Source organism: Polymorphobacter fuscus (genome assembly GCF_011927825.1).
Classification (GTDB): Bacteria; Pseudomonadota; Alphaproteobacteria; order Sphingomonadales; family Sphingomonadaceae; genus Sandarakinorhabdus; species Sandarakinorhabdus fusca.
On the sequence record NZ_JAATJI010000001.1, the window covers coordinates 1,659,211 to 1,678,865 of the forward strand.

Genomic DNA, 19,655 nt, shown 5'->3' on the forward strand with positions numbered 1-19,655 from the left:
CGGGCGTGGCCGATAGGGCTTCCGACAGGCATTTTGCTGTTGGCCAGCGCCCTTGGCAAATCCGGCGGGCAGAGCGAAACTGGGAGTCTGACCGGCAAATGGCATCCGCAGGGTCCGATCTGGCGCAACGGCGCGGTTTTTCCCCTGCACGGGCCGATGCGTCGGGTATCGACAATCGGCTTTTGATCGCCGGCATCTTCGTGCTGGCATTGATCCCGCTGTTCGCGACACCGGTGCTGCCGTTCATCGATTTCTACAATCACATCGCGCGCTATTATGTGCTCGCCAATATCGACCATGATGTCCTGCTGCAGCAGAACTACCGCGCCAACTGGTCGATCCTGCCCAACATCGGCCTCGACGTCATCGTCACCGCGCTGACCCGGCTGCTGCCCGAAGCCGCCGTGCCGCGCACCACCGTCATCCTGATCTTCGCGGTGCAATATGCCGGATTGCTCTATTTCAACCGCGCACTGACCGGCCGCGCCTCGGTGATCACGGCGCTGCTTGCGGTGCCGCTGCTCTACAGCTTCATCCTCAACTGGGGGTTTGCCAATTTCCTGCTGGGCATCGGCCTGGCCTTCGGTGCGGCCGGCTGGTGGGTCAGCCAGCGCGATCGCCTTGTCGTGGCCGTGCCGGTGGCGTGCGTGCTGGCCGCGGTTATCTTCTTCGTCCACGGCCTGGCGTTCGCGCTATATGGTGTTCTGGCCGGCATGCTGGAAATCGGCCGATGGTGGCAGTCCCCGCAGCGCCGCCTGCCGCCGCTGATCACCGGCCTGGTGGCGCTGGCGGTGCAGGCGGTGGTGCCGGCGATGCTGTTCCTGATGGCCAAGACCAGCCAGAACAGCCAGGGCCTGACCAATGCCGACGAGGCGCTGACGCGGCTTGCCAACAATGGCCGGCTGGCGGCGCGGTTGTGGGCGCTGCTCGAATATCGGCTGACGACCATCGTGCGGGTCGCCGAAGGGCCGAGCCTTGCGTTCGACATCGCAGCGCTGGTCGCCATGACGGTCTTGCTGGCGCTGCTCATCCTGCGCAAGCGGCTGCGCATCGCGCCGGTCGCGGTGCCGGCGGTGCTGGTCTTCGCGCTGCTTGTCATCGTCGTGCCGCCGGCGTTGTTCGGCGTCGGCTATGTCGCCGATCGCATGCCGCTGGTGCTGGCGATGCTGCTGGTCGGCGCGCTCGATCTGAAACGGCAGTTCGACCGCTTCGAAACGCTGGTGTTCACCGCCATGGCCGGCCTGGTGGCGCTGCGGCTGGCGGGAATCGCGCTCGCCTGGTCGGCCTATGCCCAGGACAAGCGCGATTTCGACAGCGTCGCCGCGGCGCTGCCGGCCGGCGCGCTGATCGAGAATATCGTCGTCGGCGGTGACCGGCTCGATTATTCGCGGCGGCGCTGCACGATGTTCGGCCCGCTGCTGATCACCGACCACAGCGGTGTCGGCCGGCTGTTCGCCAACGAGGACCAGCAGCCGCTGGTCATCACCGGACCGCTGCAGCGCGCCATTGCCTCGTTCGACCGGCCGTCCCGCGGCCATGACAAGTCGATGGGCTTTTTCGACAAGGTCGTTGCCGCGACGGCGCAGGGCGATTTCCCTTGGGGACTGGTTTGCGATGCCGACCGGCTGACGAAAGCATTGCCGCCGTCGGCTAAAGTTGTCGCTCGTAATGGTCGTTTCAGTTTGATAAGATTTGAACAGAAGCGGCGGGGGCCGGACGATGGATCTCAAGGAAGAACATCTGCTCGGACAGATGGTCAAAACGCATTGGTATTATAAGGCAAAGCTAGCGGCGTTGATGGCGACGATCCGCGATGCGCCCCCGAAGCAGATTCTGGATGTCGGCGCCGGATCGGGATATTTTTCAAAGGCGCTTCTCGAACAGGCAGACGGCCTATCCGCGCTGTGCGTCGATTGCGGTTATGCCGATGATCGCGATGAAAGCATCGCCGGCAAGCCTGTCGCCTTTCGCAAGACGATCTGCGCGAGCGATGCCGACCTCGTGCTGATGATGGACGTCATCGAGCATGTCGAGGACGACGTGGCCCTGGTCGCCGAATATGTCGGCAAGGTCCGGTCGGGCACGAACTTCATTGTCACGGTTCCGGCCTTCATGTGGCTGTGGAGCGGGCACGATGTCTTCCTGGAACATTATCGCCGCTACACGCTGGCGCAGTTGACGGGCGTGCTCCGGGCGGCGGGGCTCGTTGTCGACGCCGGCCAGTATTTCTATGCGTCCGTGCTGCCACTGGTGGTGGGCGTCCGGGCCGGAAAGCGGCTGGCCGGCGGGATGCGCCACCCCGAAAGCGACATGCGGACCTACAGCGCCGCGGTCAACTCGCTGCTCTATGCCGTCTGCCGGCTGGAGGTCGCGATCATGCGCTACAACCGGCTCGCCGGCACCAGCGTGCTCGTGCGTGCGCACAAGCCCTGACGTCAGGCTTCCGGCGGTGGGCAGCCGATGCGCTCGCGCACCAGATACAGCGGCCGCCCCTTCACCTCGGCAAAGATGCGCGCGATATATTCGCCCTGGACGCCGAGGCCCATCAGCAGCAGCCCGTTGAAGAACAGGATGACCGAGATCAGCGAGGCATAGCCCGGCACGTCGCGGCCGTTGACCAGCGTCGTGATGACGATGTAGCCGAGCATGGCGATGGCCAGCAGCGCCGCTGCCAGCCCGACATAGGTCCAGATCTTCAATGGCACGGTGGAGAAGGACACGATGCCTTCGAGCGCCAGGTTGAACAGCTTGCGGCCGTTGAACTTGGTTTCCCCCGCGGCGCGCACCGGGCGGACATAGCTGACGCTGGTGGTGCGAAAGCCGACATCGGCGAAGATGCCCTTCATGAAGCGCATGCGTTCGGGATAGCTGCGCAGCGCTTCGACCACCCGGGCGTCGATCAGCCGGAAATCGCCGACATCGGCGGGGATGACCGTGTCGCTCAGCTTGGCGATGACGCTGTAGAAGGCCTGCGCGGTGCCGCGTTTCAGTGCGCTGTCGCTCGACCGGTCGGACCGGCGGGCGAGGACGACGTCATAACCGGCGCGCCATTGTTCGACCATCGGCGCGATCAATTCGGGCGGGTCCTGCAGATCGACGTCCATCGGCACCACGGCGCGGCCGCGGGCATGGTCGAGCCCGGCCGACAGCGCGATCTCCTTGCCGTAGTTGCGCGAAAAATCGATGCCGCGCACCCGGGGTTCGCGGTCATGGGCAACCCGGATGACCGACAGGGTCGAATCGCGGCTGCCGTCGTTGACGAAAACGATTTCCCAATCGGCGGTGATTGCGTCGAGCACCGGAGTGATGGTGGTGACGAACAGGTCGATCGTCGCTTCCTCGTTGAACACCGGGACGACGATGCTGAGCAGCGGCAAGGTCATGCGCGCGATCCCCGCCCGAAAACGAAAAACTTGGTCGCGAGGAAGCTGAGCACCGTCAGCGGTACGATGACGATCAGGCTGGCCGGCCGCACCCCGAACTGCGGCGCCAGCAGGTCGGTGGATACCGAGAAGATCGTCCCCATGACGATGTTGACGAGGATGAAGCGCACCACCTGCGAGCCGACCGGCAGGGTGCCGCCGCCGGCAAAGGTCCAGTTGCGGTTGACGAGATAGCTTTGCACCATGGCGACGCCATAGCCGAGCGCACCCGCCAGCCAGACCGGCACCCCGAGCACGCCCTGCGCCGTCCAGACCACGGCGAGGCAGACCGCGGTGTTGGCAACGCCGACGATGCCGAAGCGCACGAACTGGCGCAGCGCCGGATTGCCGAGCCGCAGCGCCGAGGTCATGGCCGGCATCGTTTCACGCCGGCCGCGCCGTGAACGCCGCGGCGCGCTCGATCGCCAGACCGGCATCGAGGACGCCGGCCTCGTCGAGCGGGCGGCCGATGATCTGCAGGCCGAGCGGCAGGCCGTCCGCCGAAAGCCCCGCCGGCACCGACATCGCCGGCAGGCCGGCAAGCGACGCCGGCACGGTGAAGACGTCGTTGAGATACATCGCCAGCGGATCGGCCTTGTCACCGAAGGCGAAGGCGGCGCTGGGCGCCGTCGGCGTCAGCAGCAGGTCGCAGACGTCCCACGCCTTTTCGAAATCCTGCGCGATCAGGGTGCGGACCTTTTGCGCCTGGGTGTAATAGGCGTCGTAGAAACCCGCCGACAGCACATAGGTGCCGATCATGATGCGGCGCTGGACTTCGGCACCGAAGCCGGCGGCGCGGGTTGCCGAATACATGTCCGCCAGATTGCCGCCCGGCGGGGTGACTCGCAGGCCGTAGCGCACGCCGTCATAGCGGGCGAGGTTCGACGACGCCTCCGCCGGGGCGATGATGTAATAGACCGGCAGCGCATAGCGCGTGTGCGGCAGCGACACATCGACGATGGTGGCGCCGGCGGCCTTCAGCCATTCGAGCCCCTGGTCCCAAAGCGCGGCGATCGTCGCGTCGATGCCGTCGAGGCGATATTCCCTGGGCACGCCGATGCGCTTGCCACGCAAGTCACCGGTCAGGCCGGCAGTGAAATCGGGGACGGCGACGTTCAGGCTGGTCGAATCCTTGGGATCGTAGCCGCACATGCTGGTCAACAGGAGTGCGCAATCCTCGACGGTGCGCGCCATCGGCCCGGCCTGGTCGAGCGACGAGGCAAAGGCGACGACGCCCCAGCGCGAGCAGCGGCCATAGGTCGGCTTGATGCCGGCGATACCGACGAAGCTGGCCGGCTGGCGGATCGAGCCGCCGGTATCGGTGCCGGTGGCGCCCGCCGCGATCCGCGCCGCGACTGCTGCTGCCGAGCCGCCCGACGAGCCGCCGGGGACCAGCTCGCGGTTGCTATTGCGGGCCTTCCACGGCGAGATGACCTTGCCATAGGCGCTGGTCTCGTTCGACGAGCCCATGGCGAATTCGTCCATGTTGAGCTTGCCGAGCATGACCGCGCCATCGGCGAGCAGCTTGCCCGACACGGTCGATTCATATTGCGGCACAAAACCCTGGAGGATTTTCGACCCCGCCGTCGTCTGCACGCCTTCGGTGCAGAACAGGTCCTTGATGCCGAGCGGGATGCCGGCCAGCGGCCGCGCTTCGCCGCGCGCCAGCGCCGCATCGGCGGCGGCGGCCTGCGCCGCGGCGATCTCCGGCGTTTCGACGATGAAGGCGTTGAGGTCGCGAGCGCCTGCCATGGCCGCCAGATGCGCAGCGGTCAGTTCGGCGGCGGAAAAGTCACGCGCGGCGAGCCCGGCCTTCATGCCGGCAATGGTCAGGTCGGTAAGCGCCGTCATTTATTCGATCACCTTGGGCACGGCGAAGAAGCCGCTGGTCGCGTCGGGGGCATTGGCGAGCACCTTGGCCTGGATGTCGCCATCGGTGACGGCATCGGTGCGCCAGGCGAGGTGGTTGGGGATGACCGCCGTCATCGGTGCCACGCCGGTGGTATCGACTTCGCCCAATTGCTCGATCCAGCCGAGAATGGTCGACAGTTCCCCGGCGAGGGGCGCGACCTGGGCGTCGTCGATGCCGATCCGCGCCAGGCGGGCAATCTTTCGCACGGTTTCGGCGTCGACGGACATCAGCAGCTTTCAAGTCGGGTCATGCTGCATCGCAGCTAGCACGCCGCCCCCCATCGGCTCAACCATCTTCCCCAATTCAAAGCCTTGGGTTAGCAGGGGCGTCATGAAAATCCCGGCGATCCTCGGCGTCCTGTTGTTTTTGCTCGCAACCCCTGCGCAGGCCTGGCCGGTGACCGAGGGCGAAGCGGTGCTGAAGGGCTTTCGCTTCGGCACCGGCGAGACGCTCGACATCAGGCAGCATTACCGCACGCTCGGCACGCCGCGGCGCGACGGCAAGGGCAATATCACCAACGCCGTCATGGTGCTGCACGGCACCGGCGGCACCGGCGCGCAGTTCCTGCGCCCGCAGTTCGCCGATGAACTCTATGGCCCCGGCCAGCCGCTCGACATCAGCCGCTATTACATCATCCTGCCCGATGCCATCGGCCATGGCGGGTCGTCCAAGCCCAGCAATGGCATGCGGATGGCGTTTCCGCGCTATGATTACCAGGACATGGTCGATGCCCAGTACCGGCTTTTGACCGAAGCGTTGCAGGTCAAGCAGTTGCGGCTGCTGATGGGCACGTCGATGGGGTGCATGATGGATTTCGTCTGGGGCACCCGCCATCCGGGCTTTGCCAGGGCGATCATGCCGACCGCGTGCCAGGCGGTCGAACTGGCCGGGCGCAACCGCATCTGGCGGCGGATGAGCATCGACGCGATCATGGCCGATCCGGCGTGGCAGGGCGGCAATTACACCGTCCAGCCGGTGCTCGGGCTGCGCACCGTCGCCGCGCTGTCGGTGATCGCCGGGTCGGCGCCGGTTCGCCAGCAGGCCGATTTCCCGACGCGCGCCGCCGCTGAGGCCGGCATCAAGGGCCAGGTCGACACCGCGATCGCCGACATGGACGCCAATGACGTGATCTATCGGCTGGAAGCGTCGCGAAACTACAACCCGTCGCCCGAACTGGCGCGGATCACCGTGCCGGTGACCTGGATCAACAGCGCCGATGACTTCATCAACCCGCCGGGCCTTCACCTGACCGAAGCGGAAGTGGCGCGGATGCCCAACGCCCGCTTCGTGCTGGTCCCCGAAACCGCCGACAGCCATGGCCACAGCACCCACACCTGGGCGAAATTCTGGAAGCAGGAGCTGGTCGATCTGCTCCAGCGCTCGGAGTAGCGGCAAGGTTAACGGATTTTAGGAAAGTCTCGAAAGTCACACCGAATCGGGGTTTTTCCTACAGCGGTTGTCGATGGGGACGCGCCTCTTTCGCGCGCGTCCGGGACAGGACCCCCGGGCCGTGCGTGGCGCCCGCGATGACAGGATTTTCCGTGATTCAAAGAGCAACCCGCGTCCTATAACCCATTGGGTTCGTGTAGGACAGGTTGTTGACGGTAACCGCGCCTGCGAAGGGGGAGGTTCCATTTCCGCTTTTTCGGAGATGGGCTCCCGCCTTCGCGGGCGTGACGCGAACGGGGTTACGGCCGTCGGGTCGGGTCGACCGGCACGCCTTCCCAACCGCCGCCGAGTGCCTTGAACACCGCGATCTGGGCGGTCGTCAGCGCGGCGTCGCTGCTTGCCAGATCGGCGTCGGCGGTGGCCAGGGTGCGTTCGGCATCGAGCACGGCGAGGAAGTTTTCGGCGCCGGCACCATAACGCAGCCGGACGATGCGGGCGGCGTCGGCGCTCTGGTCGCGGGCGGCGCGCAGGGCACGGTTGCGGTCGATGACACCGGCATAGTCCGACAGGCTGGTCTCGGTCTCGTTGAGCGCCGCCAGGACGACGCCGTCGAAATTGGCGAGCGCTGCCTCGCTGCTGGCCTTCGACTGGTTGATGCGGGCGCGCGCCACCAGGATGTTGGGGAAACTCCAGCTGATCAACGGCCCGAGCGAAAAGGCGAAACCGTTGTTGCTGAACGCTGCGCCCGGCGACACGCCCGACGCCGACGCCGAGCCGCCGAGGTTGATCTGCGGATAGAGATCGGCGGTGGCGACGCCGATGCGCGCCGTTGCCGCCGCCAGCTGGCGGTCGGCCTGGCGGACATCGGGCCGGCGCTTGAGCAGCGCGGCGCCATCGCCCGTCGGGATCGGCTGTTTCAGCTGCGGCGGCGCCGTGCAGGCGGCGGCGCGCGGATCGATCTCGGTCGGCGGCTTGCCGGTCAGCACCGACAGGCGGAACAGCGCCGACTGGCGGTTGGCGCGCAGCGTCGGCAGGGTGGCGCGCGTCGCTTCGAGTTGCGCCTGCGCGCGGGCACGGTCGAGCGGCGAATCGCGCCCGGCGGCGACGCGGCGTTCGGTCAGGCCGAAACTGTCGGTCTGGATCTTGAGCGAGCGTTCGGCGACGGCGAGCTGGCGGGCGCCCGAACAGGCATCGGCATAGGCGCGTGCGGTTTCGGCAGCGACGCTGATCGCCACCGTGTCGCGGTTGGCGGCTTCGGCATCGGCATCGGCGCGCGACGCCTCGATCTGGCGAGTGACGCGGCCGTATAGATCGATTTCGTAGCTGGCATCGATGCCGAGCCGGTAGAAGGGACTCTCGAACGGCACCGGGCCATTGGCGGTGAACACCGTCTGCCGCGCCTCCACCGCGCTGCCGCTGATCTGCGTCGTCGGGAAGCGGCCGGCGCGCGATTCCGACAGCACGGCGCGCGCGCGGCGCAGATTGGCGGTGGCGACGCGCAGATCGGTATTGGCGACAAAGGCCTGGCCGATGAGATCATCGAGGACCGGATCGGCATAGAGCCGCCACCAGGCGTCGGGCACCGCGGCACCGCTGGCCGTGGCCGGCGTCGCCGTGGTGGTGAACGGGGCGGTCGCCGCCGGCGGCACCGGCGCAGGACGATAATCCGGGCCGATGGCGCAGGCCGACAGCAGCAGCAGGCCGATGAGGGCGGACGAGCGGATCATGCCAGCGGCTCCGGCACCGGTGCGGGCGGCGTTTCGGGGGTCGGTCCCGGGCCGGCGCGGTTGCGGCCGCGGACGCGTGCCAGCTTCGACCCTGCCCAGCTGGCGATGACATAGAAGACCGGGGTGAACAGCAGCCCGAAGATGGTGACGCCGATCATCCCGAAGAATACCGCGGTGCCGAGCGCCTGGCGCATTTCGGCGCCTGGACCCGAAGCGATGACCAGCGGCACGACGCCCAGGATGAAGGCGAAGCTGGTCATCAGGATCGGCCGCAGACGGGTGCGGGCGGCTTCCTCGGCAGCGGCATGGCGTTCCATGCCGCGTTCTTCCGCCTGCTTGGCGAATTCGACGATCAGGATGGCGTTCTTGGCGGCGAGGCCGACGAGCACCACCAGCCCGATCTGGGTGAGGATATTGTTGTCGAACCCGCGCAGGTTGACGCCCAATATGGCGGCAAGCAGGCACATCGGCACGATCAGGATGACCGCCAGCGGCAGCACCAGCGATTCATATTGCGCCGCCAGCAGCAGGAAGACGAAGACCACGGCGAGCGCGAAGACGATGGTGGCGGTGTTGCCGGCAGTCTTCTGCTGATAGGCGAGCTCGGTCCATTCGAAGCCGAAGCCTTCGGGCAGGTTCTTGGCGGCCAGCGCCTCCATCGCACCCAGCGCCTCCCCCGACGAATAGCCGGGCAATGTGTCGCCCTGCAGCTCGGCAGTGGGGAACAGATTGTGGCGGACGACGCGATAGGGCCCGCTGGTGTCGCGCAGCGTCACCACCGATCCCAGCGGCACCATCGCGCCGCTCGCCGAGCGGGTGCGAAGGTTGAGGATGTCCGACGGTTCGTTGCGCGCGCCGGCATCGGCCTGGGCGGTGACCCGGTAAGTGCGGCCGAACAGGTTGAAATCATTGACATAGCTTGACCCGAGATAGGTCTGCAGCGTGCCGAAGATGTCGGTGGGGTCGACCCCCAGCTGTTGCGCCTTGTCGCGATCGATATCGGCGAAGATGCGCGGCGTGCCGGTGTTGAACAGGGTGAACACCGATGTCAGGCCGGGCGTCTGGTTGGCGGCCATCATCATCTGGAAGGTTGCCGCCTCAAGCGCCTGATAGCCTTTGCCGGCACGGTCCTGGACCATCATCTTGTAGCCGCCGCCGGTGCCGATGCCGCGCACCGGCGGTGGCGGGATGACGAGCATGTTGGCTTCGGTGACGGCACCCAGATTCTTGCGCAGGTCGCCGAGGATGGATTCGCCGGTCTGGCCATGTTCCTTGCGGTCGGCGAAACTGTCCATCTGGACGAACATCGTGCCGGCGTTGGGGGCGTTGGAGAAGCTGGCGCCATCGAGGCCGGCGATCGCCACCACCAGCTTGACGCCTTCGGTCTTGCGGATGATGTCGACCGAGCGGCGCACGGCGGCATCGGTGCGGTCGAGCGAGGCGCCCGGCGGCAATTGGGCGACGCCGATCAGATAGCCCTGGTCCTGCGCCGGGATGAAGCCGGCCGGGGTCGCGGCAAAGCGCCAGCCGGCGACGCCGAGCAACAGCACATAGACCACGAGGATGACGCCGACGCTGCGCACCGCGCGTGCGGTGACGCGGCCATAGCGGTGCGACAGCCGGTCGAAGCCGTTGTTGAAGCCGTCCGCCAGCTTCTTGGGCAGCCGCCGCCAGCCGGTGACGACATGGTCCGGTTCGTGCGGTTTCAGCAGCAGCGCCGCCAGCGCCGGCGACAGCGTCAGCGACACGAGGCACGAGATCAGCGTCGCCGCCGAGATGGTCAGCGCGAACTGCTTGTAGAACTGCCCCGAAATGCCGCTGATGAACGCTGTCGGCACGAACACCGCGCACAGGGTCAGGGCGATGGCGACAAGGGCACCGCCGACTTCGTCCATGGTGCGATAGGCAGCGTCGCGCGGGCTGTAGCCCAGCCGCAGTTCGCGTTCGACATTTTCGACGACGACGATGGCATCATCAACGACGATGCCGATGGCGAGCACCAGCCCGAACAGCGACAGGTTGTTGAGGCTGTAGCCGAACGCCGCCATGACCGCGAAGGTGCCGATCAGCGACACCGGGATCGCCAGCACCGGGATCAGCGCCGCCCGCCAGCTTTGCAGGAAGATGAGCACGACGAGGACGACCAGCGCCACCGCTTCGAACAGCGTGTCCTGGACGCTTTCGATCGAGGCGCGGACATATTCGGTGGGGTTGTAGGGGACGCTGTAGGCAAGGCCCGGCGGGAAGGACTTCTTGGCGTCCTCCATCACCGCGATGACTTCGTCGGCGGTGGCGAGCGCGTTCGATCCGGGCAGCTGGGTGATGCCCAGCCCGACGCCGGCGACGCCGTTGACATAGGTGTTGACGGTATAGTCCTGCGAGCCGAGTTCCACCCGTGCCACGTCGCTGACGCGGGTCTGGCGGCCGGCGCCATCGGTCTTGACGATGATGTTGCCGAATTCTTCCGGCGTCGTCAGCCGGCCGAGCGCCTGGACGTTGAGCTCGAACCCCGAACCCCCGGTGCCGAACGGCGGCGCACCGATGCTGCCGGCGGCGACCTGGACGTTCTGGGCGCGCAGGGCGTTGACGATTTCCGGCCCCGTAAGGTCGCGCGCCGCGGCGCGATCGGGATCGATCCAGATGCGCATGGCGAAATCGCGCGCGCCGAAGACCTGGACGCCGCCGACACCCTTCAGCCGGGCGATCTTGTCCTTCAGCTGCAGCGTCGCATAGTTCGACACATATTGCCGGTCGAGGCTGTTGTCGGGGGAGCTGAGGAACACCACGAGCAGGATGTCGGGCGAGTTCTTGCGCGTCGTCACGCCGAGCTGGCGCACGGTATCGGGCAGCCGCGGTTCCGCCGAGGCGACGCGGTTCTGCACCAGTACCTGGGCGTTGTTGAGATCGGTGCCGAGTTTGAAGACGACGTTGATGGTGACGACGCCGTTGCCGGTCGACGACGAGGTCATGTAGATCATGTCCTCGACGCCGTTGATTTCCTGTTCCAGCGGCGCGGCGACGGTGTCCGCCAGCACTTCGGCCGAAGCGCCCGGATAGGTGGCGGTGATCGAGATCGTCGGCGGGGCGATTTCGGGATATTGCGCGACCGGCAGCGTCGGATAGGCGAAGATGCCGATGAGCACGATCAGCGTGGAGATCACGCCGGCAAAGATCGGCCGATCGATGAAGAAATGCGAAAAGCGCATGGCCTTACTGCGCCGCCGGGTTGCTGCTGGTGGCGGCGCTGGCGGATGTCGCCGATGCCGCCGGCGGTTCGGTGAAGGGCGGCACGGTCGGCCCGGTGCCGGGCGCCGGCGGCACGATCTTGCCGGCCTTGGGGCTGACCTTCATGCCGGGGCGGGCGCGCTGGACGCCTTCGATGATGATGCGATCGCCGGGGTTGAGGCCGCTGCGCACGACGCGCAGCCCTTCGACATTGGGCCCCAGCGTCAGCGGCCGCGCCGACACCATATTGTCGGCGCCGACGACGAGCGCGACCTTGCGGCTCTGGTCGGTGACGATCGCGTCTTCGGGGATCAGCATGCCGGGGTAGCTGCCCGAACCGAGCAGCCGCATATGGCCGAACATGCCGGGGGTGAGGAAGCCCTGCGGATTGCGCACCTCGGCGCGGCCGCGAATGGTGCCGGAACCGGTATCAAGGGCATTGTCGACGAAGTTCATCTTGCCCTTCCAGCGATATTCATTCTCGTCGGCGAGGCGGATGTCGACGGGGTTGGGCGACACGCGCGACGACGGGCGGGTGCCGGCCTGGTTGGCGCGCTGGTATTTCAGATAGACGGCTTCGGAACCGGTGAAGACGAAGTAGATCGGATCGAGCGTCACGACCGTCGTCATCAGGGTCGTGCCGGCGGTGACGAAGGTGCCGACATCGGTGCGGCGGTCCGACATGCGGCCGGCGATGGGCGCGGTGACGCGGGTGAAGGTGACATCGAGCGCGCGCGCCTGGGCCGTGGCCTCGGCCGACGCCTGCGCAGCCTGCGCCTGGGCGAGCGTGGCTCGGTCGGTTTCGAACTCTTCCCGGCTGACGGCGTTTTCGTCGAGCAGTTTCTGGGTGCGCGCGAAGGTGGTCTTGGCCAGGTCGGCGGTGGCGCGGGCGCGCAGCGCTTCGGCGCGGGCCTGCGCCAGCGCCGCTTCGAACGGCCGCGGATCGATGACGTACAACAGGTCGCCGGCGCGGACGAACTGGCCGTCGCGGAAGGCGATGCGCGACACCTGGCCGGTGACGCGCGGGCGGACCTCGACGCTCTGTCGGGCTTCGAAGCGGCCGATGTAATCGTCCCAGTCGACGATCGGCTTGACCAGCGGCGGCGCGACAGTGACCGGCGGTGCGGCGCCGGCGCCCGGTGCCTGGGGGCCCTCCTCCTTCTTGCCGCAGGCGGCCAAGCCTGCGGCCAGCACCATGGTCAACGCCAGTCTTGCGTACATGCCGCTTTTCCCCCGGTTCGGCTGCAGCCTATCCGCGTTGCGGTGCGGCGTAAATGCGGCCGGCGCGTGTGCCGCCGCCCGGGGATTGCCTGTGCGCCGGGCATGACAGGACTGGGACATCATGGGCAGGAGGCTCATCGAAAAGGGAGGGCAGGCCGGGATGGACGGGGGGCCCGTCTATGGCATATGATTATCGCCGAGAAACTTGATGGTCAAGATATTTCGGAGGCGAAGTTCGCAGGACAATGGTGGCTGACGGAGAGCATCTGCAGGCGGTCCTGAACGCCGGCCGCCGCATCCATGCGGCGGTGGACGTCATCGACGGGCTGATTTCCGCACGGCTGGGTGTTCATCGCAACGACCTGCGATCGCTGAAGTTTCTTGAACTCGGCCCGACGACGCCGGGGGAACTGGCGGCCCATACCGGCCTGACGAGCGGATCGGTGACGGCGCTGATCGACCGGCTGGAAGCGGCGGGGTTCGTCAAGCGCCACCGGGGCTGTGCCGACCGGCGATCGGTCGAGCTGCTGATCTGCGCGACCCGACTCGGCGAGCTGCGCGCGCTCGACGCGGAAATCGAAGGCGCGATTCGCTGCTTTTTCTCCGGCGTGCCGCACGAGCAGCTCGCCGAAACCGGCAAGGCGCTGGGGGTGTTCAACGCCGCGCTCGACCATCTCATCGCGCATTTCGGCCCCTGCCCCGGCACGCCGGCAAAGGCCTGAGCCCTTGCGCAATTGAGGAGGGTGGCGCCGTGAAGCCGCCGTCACGGCTTGGCAAGTCGGCCGGCGTCGGCCAAGCAAAGCCGATGCGCTTTGCCCTTCCCGCCCGCGAATTCGGCGTCCTGTTCGCCGTGCTGCTGACCGTCGCCGCGGGCAATACGGCGATGCAGACGGTGCTGCCCGGCATCGCCCGCGCCATCCACATTCCCGACATGCTGGTGGCGATCATCTTTTCCTTTTCGGCGCTGCTGTGGACGTTCAGCGCCCCCTATTGGGCGCGCCAGTCCGATATTCGCGGCCGGCGGCGGCTGACCGAGGTCGGCGTCATCGGCTTCGGCGTGTCGATGCTCGGCTGCGGCATCGTCGTCTATGCCGGGTTGAAGGGCCTGCTGGTGCCGGTGGCGACCTTTGCGCTGTTCGCCGGCCTGCGATCGCTGTTCGGCATCTTCGGGTCGGCATCGAACCCCGCCGCCCAGGCCTATGTCGCCGCGCGCACCAGCGAGGCCAACCGCACCAATGCACTGTCGACGCTGTCGTCTGCCTTCGGCCTCGGCACGATCATCGGCCCGGCGGTGGCGCCGCTGTTCATCATCGGCGCCGTCGGGCTGGCCGGGCCCTTCTTCGCCTTTGCCATCGTCGCCGTGATCGTGCTGCTGGCAGTGCGGCGCTACCTGCCCGACGATGATCCGCGGCATTTTCCGGGGGCCATCGGGGCGGGTGCCGGCGCGGACAGCGACCCCGGCGTCCCCCATGGCGCCCCGGCGAGCGAGCCCAGCGTCGCCGGCGGCGCCACCGGCGCCAGCGCCCGCGCCGCTGCCCTGGGCCGCGCCCCGCGGCTGTCGTGGCGCGACCCGCGCATCCTGCCGTTCATGATCTTCGGCTTTTTTTCGGGGTCGATCCAGGCCGCCACCGGCCAAGCGATGGGCTTTCTGGTCATCGACCGGTTCGATGGGCCACCGGAAGCGGCGCAGGGCGAAATCGCCATCGTCTTCATGGCCGGCGCCGGCGCGACACTGCTGGCGCAATGGGGGCTGATCCCGACCTTCAAGATGACCCCGCCGCTGCTGATGCGCTGGGGGACAGGCATTGCCGCGCTGGGCACCGCCGGAATCGCGATCAGCCAGAATTTTCATTCGCTCGTCGTCGCCTTCGCGCTGGCGTCGCTGGGCTATGGCTTTGCCCGGCCGGGGTTCACCGCCGGTGCCAGCCTGGCCGTCGGCCGCGCCGAACAGGGCGGCGTCGCGGGGGCCGTCACGTCGATCAACGGATCATGCTTCGTGCTGGCGCCCGCCATCGGCATTGGGCTGTACCAGCTGGGCCCCACCCTGCCCTATCTGCTCGGCAGCATTGCGCTGACGATTCTGCTGGTCTTTGCCGCGGGCAACCGGGCGCTGCGCACCGTCACCATCCACGAGGACCAGTGATGCACGACCTGACGCTGGTGCCGTTCCGCGATGACCTCGCCGGCGCCTTTGCCGCGATCAACAGCGAATGGATCGCCGCCATGTACACGCTGGAAGCGACCGACCGCGACGTGCTCGGCAACCCGCGCGCCCGCATCATCGATGCCGGTGGCGACATCCTGTTCGTCCGCGCCGGCGATGTCGGCATTATCGGCACCTGCGCACTGCGGCCGTCGGGGGGCGGGGCCTTCGAACTGACCAAGATGGGCGTGCTGGCCGCGGCGCGCGGGCGCAAGGCGGGCGAATTCCTGCTCGCCGGGGCGATCGCACGGGCGCGGGACATGCAGGCCGAAGGCACGCTAACCGAGCTTTACCTGCTGACCAACAAGCGGTCGGAAGCAGCCATCCATTTGTACGAGAAGCTGGGGTTCGTGCACAGCGCCGACATCATGGCGCGGTTCGGCAGCGCCTATGCGCGCTGCGATGTGGCGATGGTGTTCCCCCTTTAAGGGCAGGCAGGGGCTGAGCCCCTGCACCCCGTTGTTGGGTACGTGACCTTGTCGGGAATTGTGGCTGCTCCCCTCCTTTCCTCAAGGAGGGGAGAGAAGACATGGGTCGGACAACAAAAGGGTGCAGGGGCCACGCCCCTGCCTGCCGGAGGCAAAAAAAGGGCCGCCCGTTGCCGGACGGCCCCTCATTCCTGTCCCAGGCTCAGGCCTGGGGTGCCGGTGCCGGTTCCCCGAAGCCGCCGCGGCGACCCGATTTCGGGATGGCCGAGACGCCGTGCGACGGACGGGCGGCGGGGATACCGTTGCCGGTGCCGCGTTCGATCGCTTCGCCGGCGAGGACCTTCTTGATCTCGTCGCCCGACAGGGTTTCGAGTTCGAGCAGGGCACCGGCCAGTGCGTGGAGCTGGTCGATATTCTCGGTCAGCACATGCTTGGCGCGATCATAGCCGGTGGTGACGATCTCGCGGACTTCGGCGTCGATGATCTGCGCCGTCTGCTCGCTGATATTCTGGGTCTTGGAGACGCTATGGCCGAGGAAGACTTCTTCCTGGTTGTCGGCGTACTTCAACGGCCCGAGCTTTTCGCTCATCCCCCATTGCGTCACCATCGATTTCGCAAGATCGGTGGCATAGCTGATGTCCGACGACGCGCCCGAGCTGACCTTGTCATGGCCGAAGATGATCTCCTCGGCGACGCGGCCGCCCATCGACACGGCGAGGTTGGCGTACATCTTGTCGCGGTGATAGCTGTACTGGTCGCGTTCCGGCAGGCGCATGACCATGCCCAGCGCACGGCCACGCGGGATGATCGTCGCCTTGTGGATCGGGTCGGACGCGGCCTCGTGCATCGAGACGACGGCATGGCCGGCCTCGTGATAGGCGGTCATCTTCTTTTCGTCCTCGGTCATCACCATCGACTTGCGCTCGACACCCATCAGGACCTTGTCCTTGGCATCTTCGAAGTCGCGCATCGAGACGAGGCGCTTGGCACGGCGGGCCGCGAGCAGCGCCGCCTCGTTGACGAGGTTGGCGAGATCGGCGCCCGAGAAGCCTGGCGTGCCGCGCGCGATGGTGCGGGCATTGACGTCGGGTGCCAGCGGCACCTTCTTCATGTGGACGGCGAGGATCTTCTCGCGGCCCTCGATGTCGGGACGGCCGACGACGACCTGGCGATCGAAACGGCCGGGACGCAGCAGCGCAGGATCAAGAACATCGGGGCGGTTGGTGGCGGCGACGATGATGATGCCTTCATTGGCATCGAAGCCGTCCATTTCGACCAGCAGCTGGTTGAGCGTCTGTTCGCGCTCGTCGTTGCCGCCGCCGAGGCCCGCACCGCGCGAGCGGCCGACGGCGTCGATTTCATCGATGAAGATGATGCACGGCGCCGACTTCTTGCCCTGTTCGAACATGTCGCGGACGCGGCTGGCGCCGACGCCGACGAACATTTCGACAAAGTCGGAGCCGGAGATGTTGAAGAACGGCACATTGGCTTCGCCGGCGATGGCGCGGGCGAGCAGCGTCTTGCCGGTGCCCGGAGGGCCGACGAGCAGCGCGCCCTTGGGGATCTTGCCGCCGAGGCGGTGGAAGCGGCCCGGATCCTTGAGGAAGTCGACGATTTCCTGCAGCTCCTCGCGGGCTTCATCGATGCCGGCGACGTCGTCGAAGGTGACGCGGCCTTCCTTGGCGACGAGCAGCTTGGCGCGCGACTTGCCGAAGCCCATGGCACCGCGACCGGCGCCGTTCTGCATCTGGCGCATCACGAAAATCCAGATGCCGATCATCAGCACGAACGGCAGCATGTTGAAGAACAGCTGGGCCAGCAGGCTGCGGCTTTCCTCGGGCTTGGCGTCGAAGCGAACGTTCTTGGCGCGCAGCCGCTGGATCAGCTGACTGTCGCCGGGGTTGTAGGTGCGGAATTCCTCGTCCGACGAGGTCTTGCCGACGATTTCGGGCCCGCGGATTTCCGCCGAGCGGATGCCGCCTTCATCGACCTTGGTCAGGAAGTCCGAATAGGCCATGGTCGCACCCGACCCGCTCGATTTCGACGACCCCTGCATCAGGTTGACGACGACAACGAGGCCGAGAAGGATGACGAACCACAGGCCGAGATTCTTCATCCAGGGTGCGGGCGGCTTTTTGTTGTTGTCGGCCATGAAATGACGGCTTTCTCGCAAAGGACTCGACCCTCAAGATAAGCGTCTTGCGCGCGCTTGCAATCAGCCTGTGCGATTCTGCCTCGCCTGCGGTGCGATCCGTCCTGTTTTGCGGCGTGGCGGCGCCGGGTTGAACTGCCAGACGCGGCCGCCGCGGGCCTTGACGCCGGCCAGCGTCGCGGTGTCGCCGGCGGCGAGCCGGGCAACCAATGTGGCGATCGCGCTGCCGTCGACATTGGCCGCAGGGTCGACCAGGACGATCGCGCGCAGCACCAGGCGGCGCACCAGTTCGTCGGGCAGGCCGGCAATATCGAGCCCGACGCCGTCGCCGGCGACGGTCGCGCCGCCGGCCCAGGCACGGTCCGCCGCCCATTGCAGCGCCGCCTCGGCGGCGGCCAGATGCCGGGCCGATGCCGCCAGTTGCACGGCGTCGGGGGCGTCGGCGCCGGCCAGCAGGGCGCGGACGCGGGCGCGTTCGAAGCGGCGATCGACATTCGATGGGTCATCGACCGCGGTCCAGCCGGCCGCGCTGACGATGGCGGCAAGATCGACGCGGCGCAGCGGCAGCAGCGGCCGGACCAGCGTGACGCCGGGACACAGCGGCCGGGCGGCGCGGATACCTGACAGGCCGGCGATGCCGCTGCCGCGCGCCAGCCGCATCAGCAGCGTTTCGGCCTGGTCGTCGGCATGATGCGCGGTCAGCAGCAGGCCGATGCCGGCGGCGGTGCACCAGCCGCCCATCAGCGCATAGCGCGCGGCGCGCGCCGCGCCCTGGACGCCGGCGCCGGGCTTTGGCGCCTCCCAGTCGAGCACGGCATGGGGGATGCCGAGCGCCGCGCACAGGGCGGCAACGCCGGCGGCTTCGGCAGCGGATGCGGCGCGCAGGCGGTGGTCGACGGTCAGCGCGGATACCCGGCCGGGAAAGGCATCGGTGGCCAGCTTGAGCAGCGCCAGGCTGTCGGGCCCGCCCGACACCGCCAGGGCCAGCGGTTCGCCGGGAGCCAGCGCCCGCCCGAGCGCTGCCTCCGTCAGTGTCCCGATATCGGGCCGGATATCGGGCATGCCGGCATCACGCCGGGCATTTGGCGCGTTTGCGGGCCGCGGTAGCCTCGGCGGTCTGCGCCGGGGTGAGCTTTTCGCCATAGGCGCTATCGAGCTCGCCGAGCACGCGGCAGGCGTCGGTCGGCTTTTTGAGGCCGAACATGGCGTCGGCAAGGCCGAGCAGGCTGTCGGGCGCCTGGGCGCTGCGCGGCGCCGATTCATAGACCTTGAGGAAGGCGCGCGCCGCCTGGGCGTGCTGGTCGCGTTCGGCGTGGCTGCGGCCGAGCCAATATTGCGCCTGGGTCTGCCGGGTCGATTTCGGCCAGTCGGCGATGAACGCCGTCATCGCCGCTTCGGTCCCCGGCCAGTCCTTCGATGTGACATTGGCATAGGCCTGCTTCCATGCCGCGTCGGCAGTCGCTGCCTTGGGGGAGGATGCGGGCTTGGCGGGGGCGCGTGGCGGGGCTTCGGCGGGGAGTTCGGCGGCCGGTGCCGCGGGCGTACCGGGGGCGGTGCCGGGAGCCGTGGCAGGGCGGGCGCCGCCGGTTTCCAGCGCGCCCAGCCGGAATTCGACATCGGCGCGCTGCTTGGTCATCGCCTCATCGAGCTGGCGGAGCTTGAACTGGTTGGCCTCGACCTGGCCGGTCAGGGTGCGCAGCTGGCGTTCGAGCTCGCCGAGGCGATCGGTCAGGTCGGTCAGCGGTGCGGTGGCGGGGGTGCCGACGACGGGGGCCGGCGCCGCCGCCGGGGCGGTGATCTCGGGTTCGAAATAGCGCGATTCGCCGCCGGGAAACACCTTGCGCTGGACGGCGCGCAGTTCCGATTCCAGCTTGCCGACGCGCTTGTCGATGCGGACGACATCGGTTTCCTGCGCCGCCAGCGGACTGGCGGTGACGAGGAGGAGAGGCAGCAACAACGCAAGGCAACGCATGGCA

At 67.5% G+C, this 19,655-nt stretch carries 16 protein-coding genes; 6 read left to right on the top strand and 10 right to left on the bottom strand.

What is annotated here, in order from left to right:
- Nucleotides 1-98 precede the first annotated feature (98 nt).
- Together GGQ62_RS07945 and GGQ62_RS07950 are read left to right on the top strand one after the other, a co-directional pair.
- Nucleotides 99-1,778, top strand: coding sequence for a hypothetical protein (locus GGQ62_RS07945; protein ID WP_152578411.1), 1,680 nt, complete (start codon nucleotides 99-101; stop codon nucleotides 1,776-1,778).
- Nucleotides 1,779-1,797: 19 nt separating this feature from the next.
- On the top strand, nucleotides 1,798-2,433 hold the full coding sequence (locus tag GGQ62_RS07950; protein WP_207790523.1) for a class I SAM-dependent methyltransferase: 636 nt from the start codon (nucleotides 1,798-1,800) through the stop codon (nucleotides 2,431-2,433).
- A gap of 2 nt (nucleotides 2,434-2,435) precedes the next feature.
- Here the strand turns inward: GGQ62_RS07950 and GGQ62_RS07955 are convergent, their stop codons facing one another.
- Genes GGQ62_RS07955 through gatC form a run of 4 tightly spaced genes read right to left on the bottom strand, consistent with a single transcriptional unit; the run spans nucleotide 2,436 to nucleotide 5,561 of the window.
- Nucleotides 2,436-3,383, bottom strand: coding sequence for a glycosyltransferase family 2 protein (locus GGQ62_RS07955; RefSeq protein WP_152578413.1), 948 nt, complete (start codon nucleotides 3,381-3,383; stop codon nucleotides 2,436-2,438).
- Nucleotides 3,380-3,802 (bottom strand): GtrA family protein, encoded by a 423-nt coding sequence (locus tag GGQ62_RS07960; protein ID WP_167649530.1) that lies wholly within the window; start codon nucleotides 3,800-3,802, stop codon nucleotides 3,380-3,382. The genes GGQ62_RS07955 and GGQ62_RS07960 overlap by 4 nt, the downstream gene beginning before the upstream one ends.
- Before the next feature lie 4 nt (nucleotides 3,803-3,806).
- On the bottom strand, nucleotides 3,807-5,273 hold the full coding sequence (gene gatA, locus GGQ62_RS07965; protein WP_152578415.1) for an Asp-tRNA(Asn)/Glu-tRNA(Gln) amidotransferase subunit GatA: 1,467 nt from the start codon (nucleotides 5,271-5,273) through the stop codon (nucleotides 3,807-3,809).
- A complete protein-coding gene (gatC, locus tag GGQ62_RS07970) occupies nucleotides 5,274-5,561 on the bottom strand; it encodes an Asp-tRNA(Asn)/Glu-tRNA(Gln) amidotransferase subunit GatC (protein ID WP_152578416.1) in 288 nt (95 codons plus the stop codon).
- 103 nt (nucleotides 5,562-5,664) lie between these two features.
- Between gatC and GGQ62_RS07975 the strand changes: the two genes are divergently transcribed.
- Entirely contained in the window at nucleotides 5,665-6,723 is a 1,059-nt protein-coding gene (locus GGQ62_RS07975) for an alpha/beta fold hydrolase (protein WP_152578417.1), read from the top strand.
- Between the two features lie 299 nt (nucleotides 6,724-7,022).
- Here the strand turns inward: GGQ62_RS07975 and GGQ62_RS07980 are convergent, their stop codons facing one another.
- Genes GGQ62_RS07980 through GGQ62_RS07990 form a run of 3 tightly spaced genes read right to left on the bottom strand, consistent with a single transcriptional unit; the run spans nucleotide 7,023 to nucleotide 12,896 of the window.
- Nucleotides 7,023-8,450 (bottom strand): efflux transporter outer membrane subunit, encoded by a 1,428-nt coding sequence (locus GGQ62_RS07980; protein ID WP_152578418.1) that lies wholly within the window; start codon nucleotides 8,448-8,450, stop codon nucleotides 7,023-7,025.
- On the bottom strand, nucleotides 8,447-11,656 hold the full coding sequence (locus GGQ62_RS07985; RefSeq protein ID WP_152578419.1) for an efflux RND transporter permease subunit: 3,210 nt from the start codon (nucleotides 11,654-11,656) through the stop codon (nucleotides 8,447-8,449). Before GGQ62_RS07985 ends, GGQ62_RS07980 begins: the two co-directional genes overlap by 4 nt.
- Before the next feature lie 4 nt (nucleotides 11,657-11,660).
- On the bottom strand, nucleotides 11,661-12,896 hold the full coding sequence (locus GGQ62_RS07990; protein ID WP_207790524.1) for an efflux RND transporter periplasmic adaptor subunit: 1,236 nt from the start codon (nucleotides 12,894-12,896) through the stop codon (nucleotides 11,661-11,663).
- A 245-nt stretch (nucleotides 12,897-13,141) separates the two neighbouring features.
- Here GGQ62_RS07990 and GGQ62_RS07995 point away from each other — a divergent pair, with 245 nt between their 5' ends.
- From GGQ62_RS07995 to GGQ62_RS08005, 3 genes are all read left to right on the top strand, one after another.
- Nucleotides 13,142-13,618, top strand: coding sequence for a MarR family winged helix-turn-helix transcriptional regulator (locus tag GGQ62_RS07995; RefSeq protein WP_152578420.1), 477 nt, complete (start codon nucleotides 13,142-13,144; stop codon nucleotides 13,616-13,618).
- An 83-nt stretch (nucleotides 13,619-13,701) separates the two neighbouring features.
- A complete protein-coding gene (locus GGQ62_RS08000) occupies nucleotides 13,702-15,039 on the top strand; it encodes an MFS transporter (RefSeq protein WP_152578421.1) in 1,338 nt (445 codons plus the stop codon).
- Nucleotides 15,039-15,527, top strand: a complete 489-nt coding sequence (locus GGQ62_RS08005) for a GNAT family N-acetyltransferase (protein WP_152578422.1) — start codon at nucleotides 15,039-15,041, stop codon at nucleotides 15,525-15,527. Before GGQ62_RS08000 ends, GGQ62_RS08005 begins: the two co-directional genes overlap by 1 nt.
- A gap of 202 nt (nucleotides 15,528-15,729) precedes the next feature.
- Here GGQ62_RS08005 and ftsH read toward each other — a convergent pair whose 3' ends face one another.
- The 3 genes from ftsH to GGQ62_RS08020 all read right to left on the bottom strand — a co-directional run bounded on the left by ftsH (nucleotide 15,730) and on the right by GGQ62_RS08020 (nucleotide 19,651).
- Nucleotides 15,730-17,679, bottom strand: coding sequence for an ATP-dependent zinc metalloprotease FtsH (gene ftsH, locus GGQ62_RS08010; RefSeq protein WP_152578423.1), 1,950 nt, complete (start codon nucleotides 17,677-17,679; stop codon nucleotides 15,730-15,732).
- A 63-nt stretch (nucleotides 17,680-17,742) separates the two neighbouring features.
- A complete protein-coding gene (gene tilS / locus GGQ62_RS08015; protein WP_152578424.1) occupies nucleotides 17,743-18,741 on the bottom strand; it encodes a tRNA lysidine(34) synthetase TilS in 999 nt (332 codons plus the stop codon).
- Nucleotides 18,742-18,748: 7 nt separating this feature from the next.
- Nucleotides 18,749-19,651, bottom strand: a complete 903-nt coding sequence (locus GGQ62_RS08020) for a tetratricopeptide repeat protein (RefSeq protein WP_152578425.1) — start codon at nucleotides 19,649-19,651, stop codon at nucleotides 18,749-18,751.
- Nucleotides 19,652-19,655 lie beyond the last annotated feature (4 nt).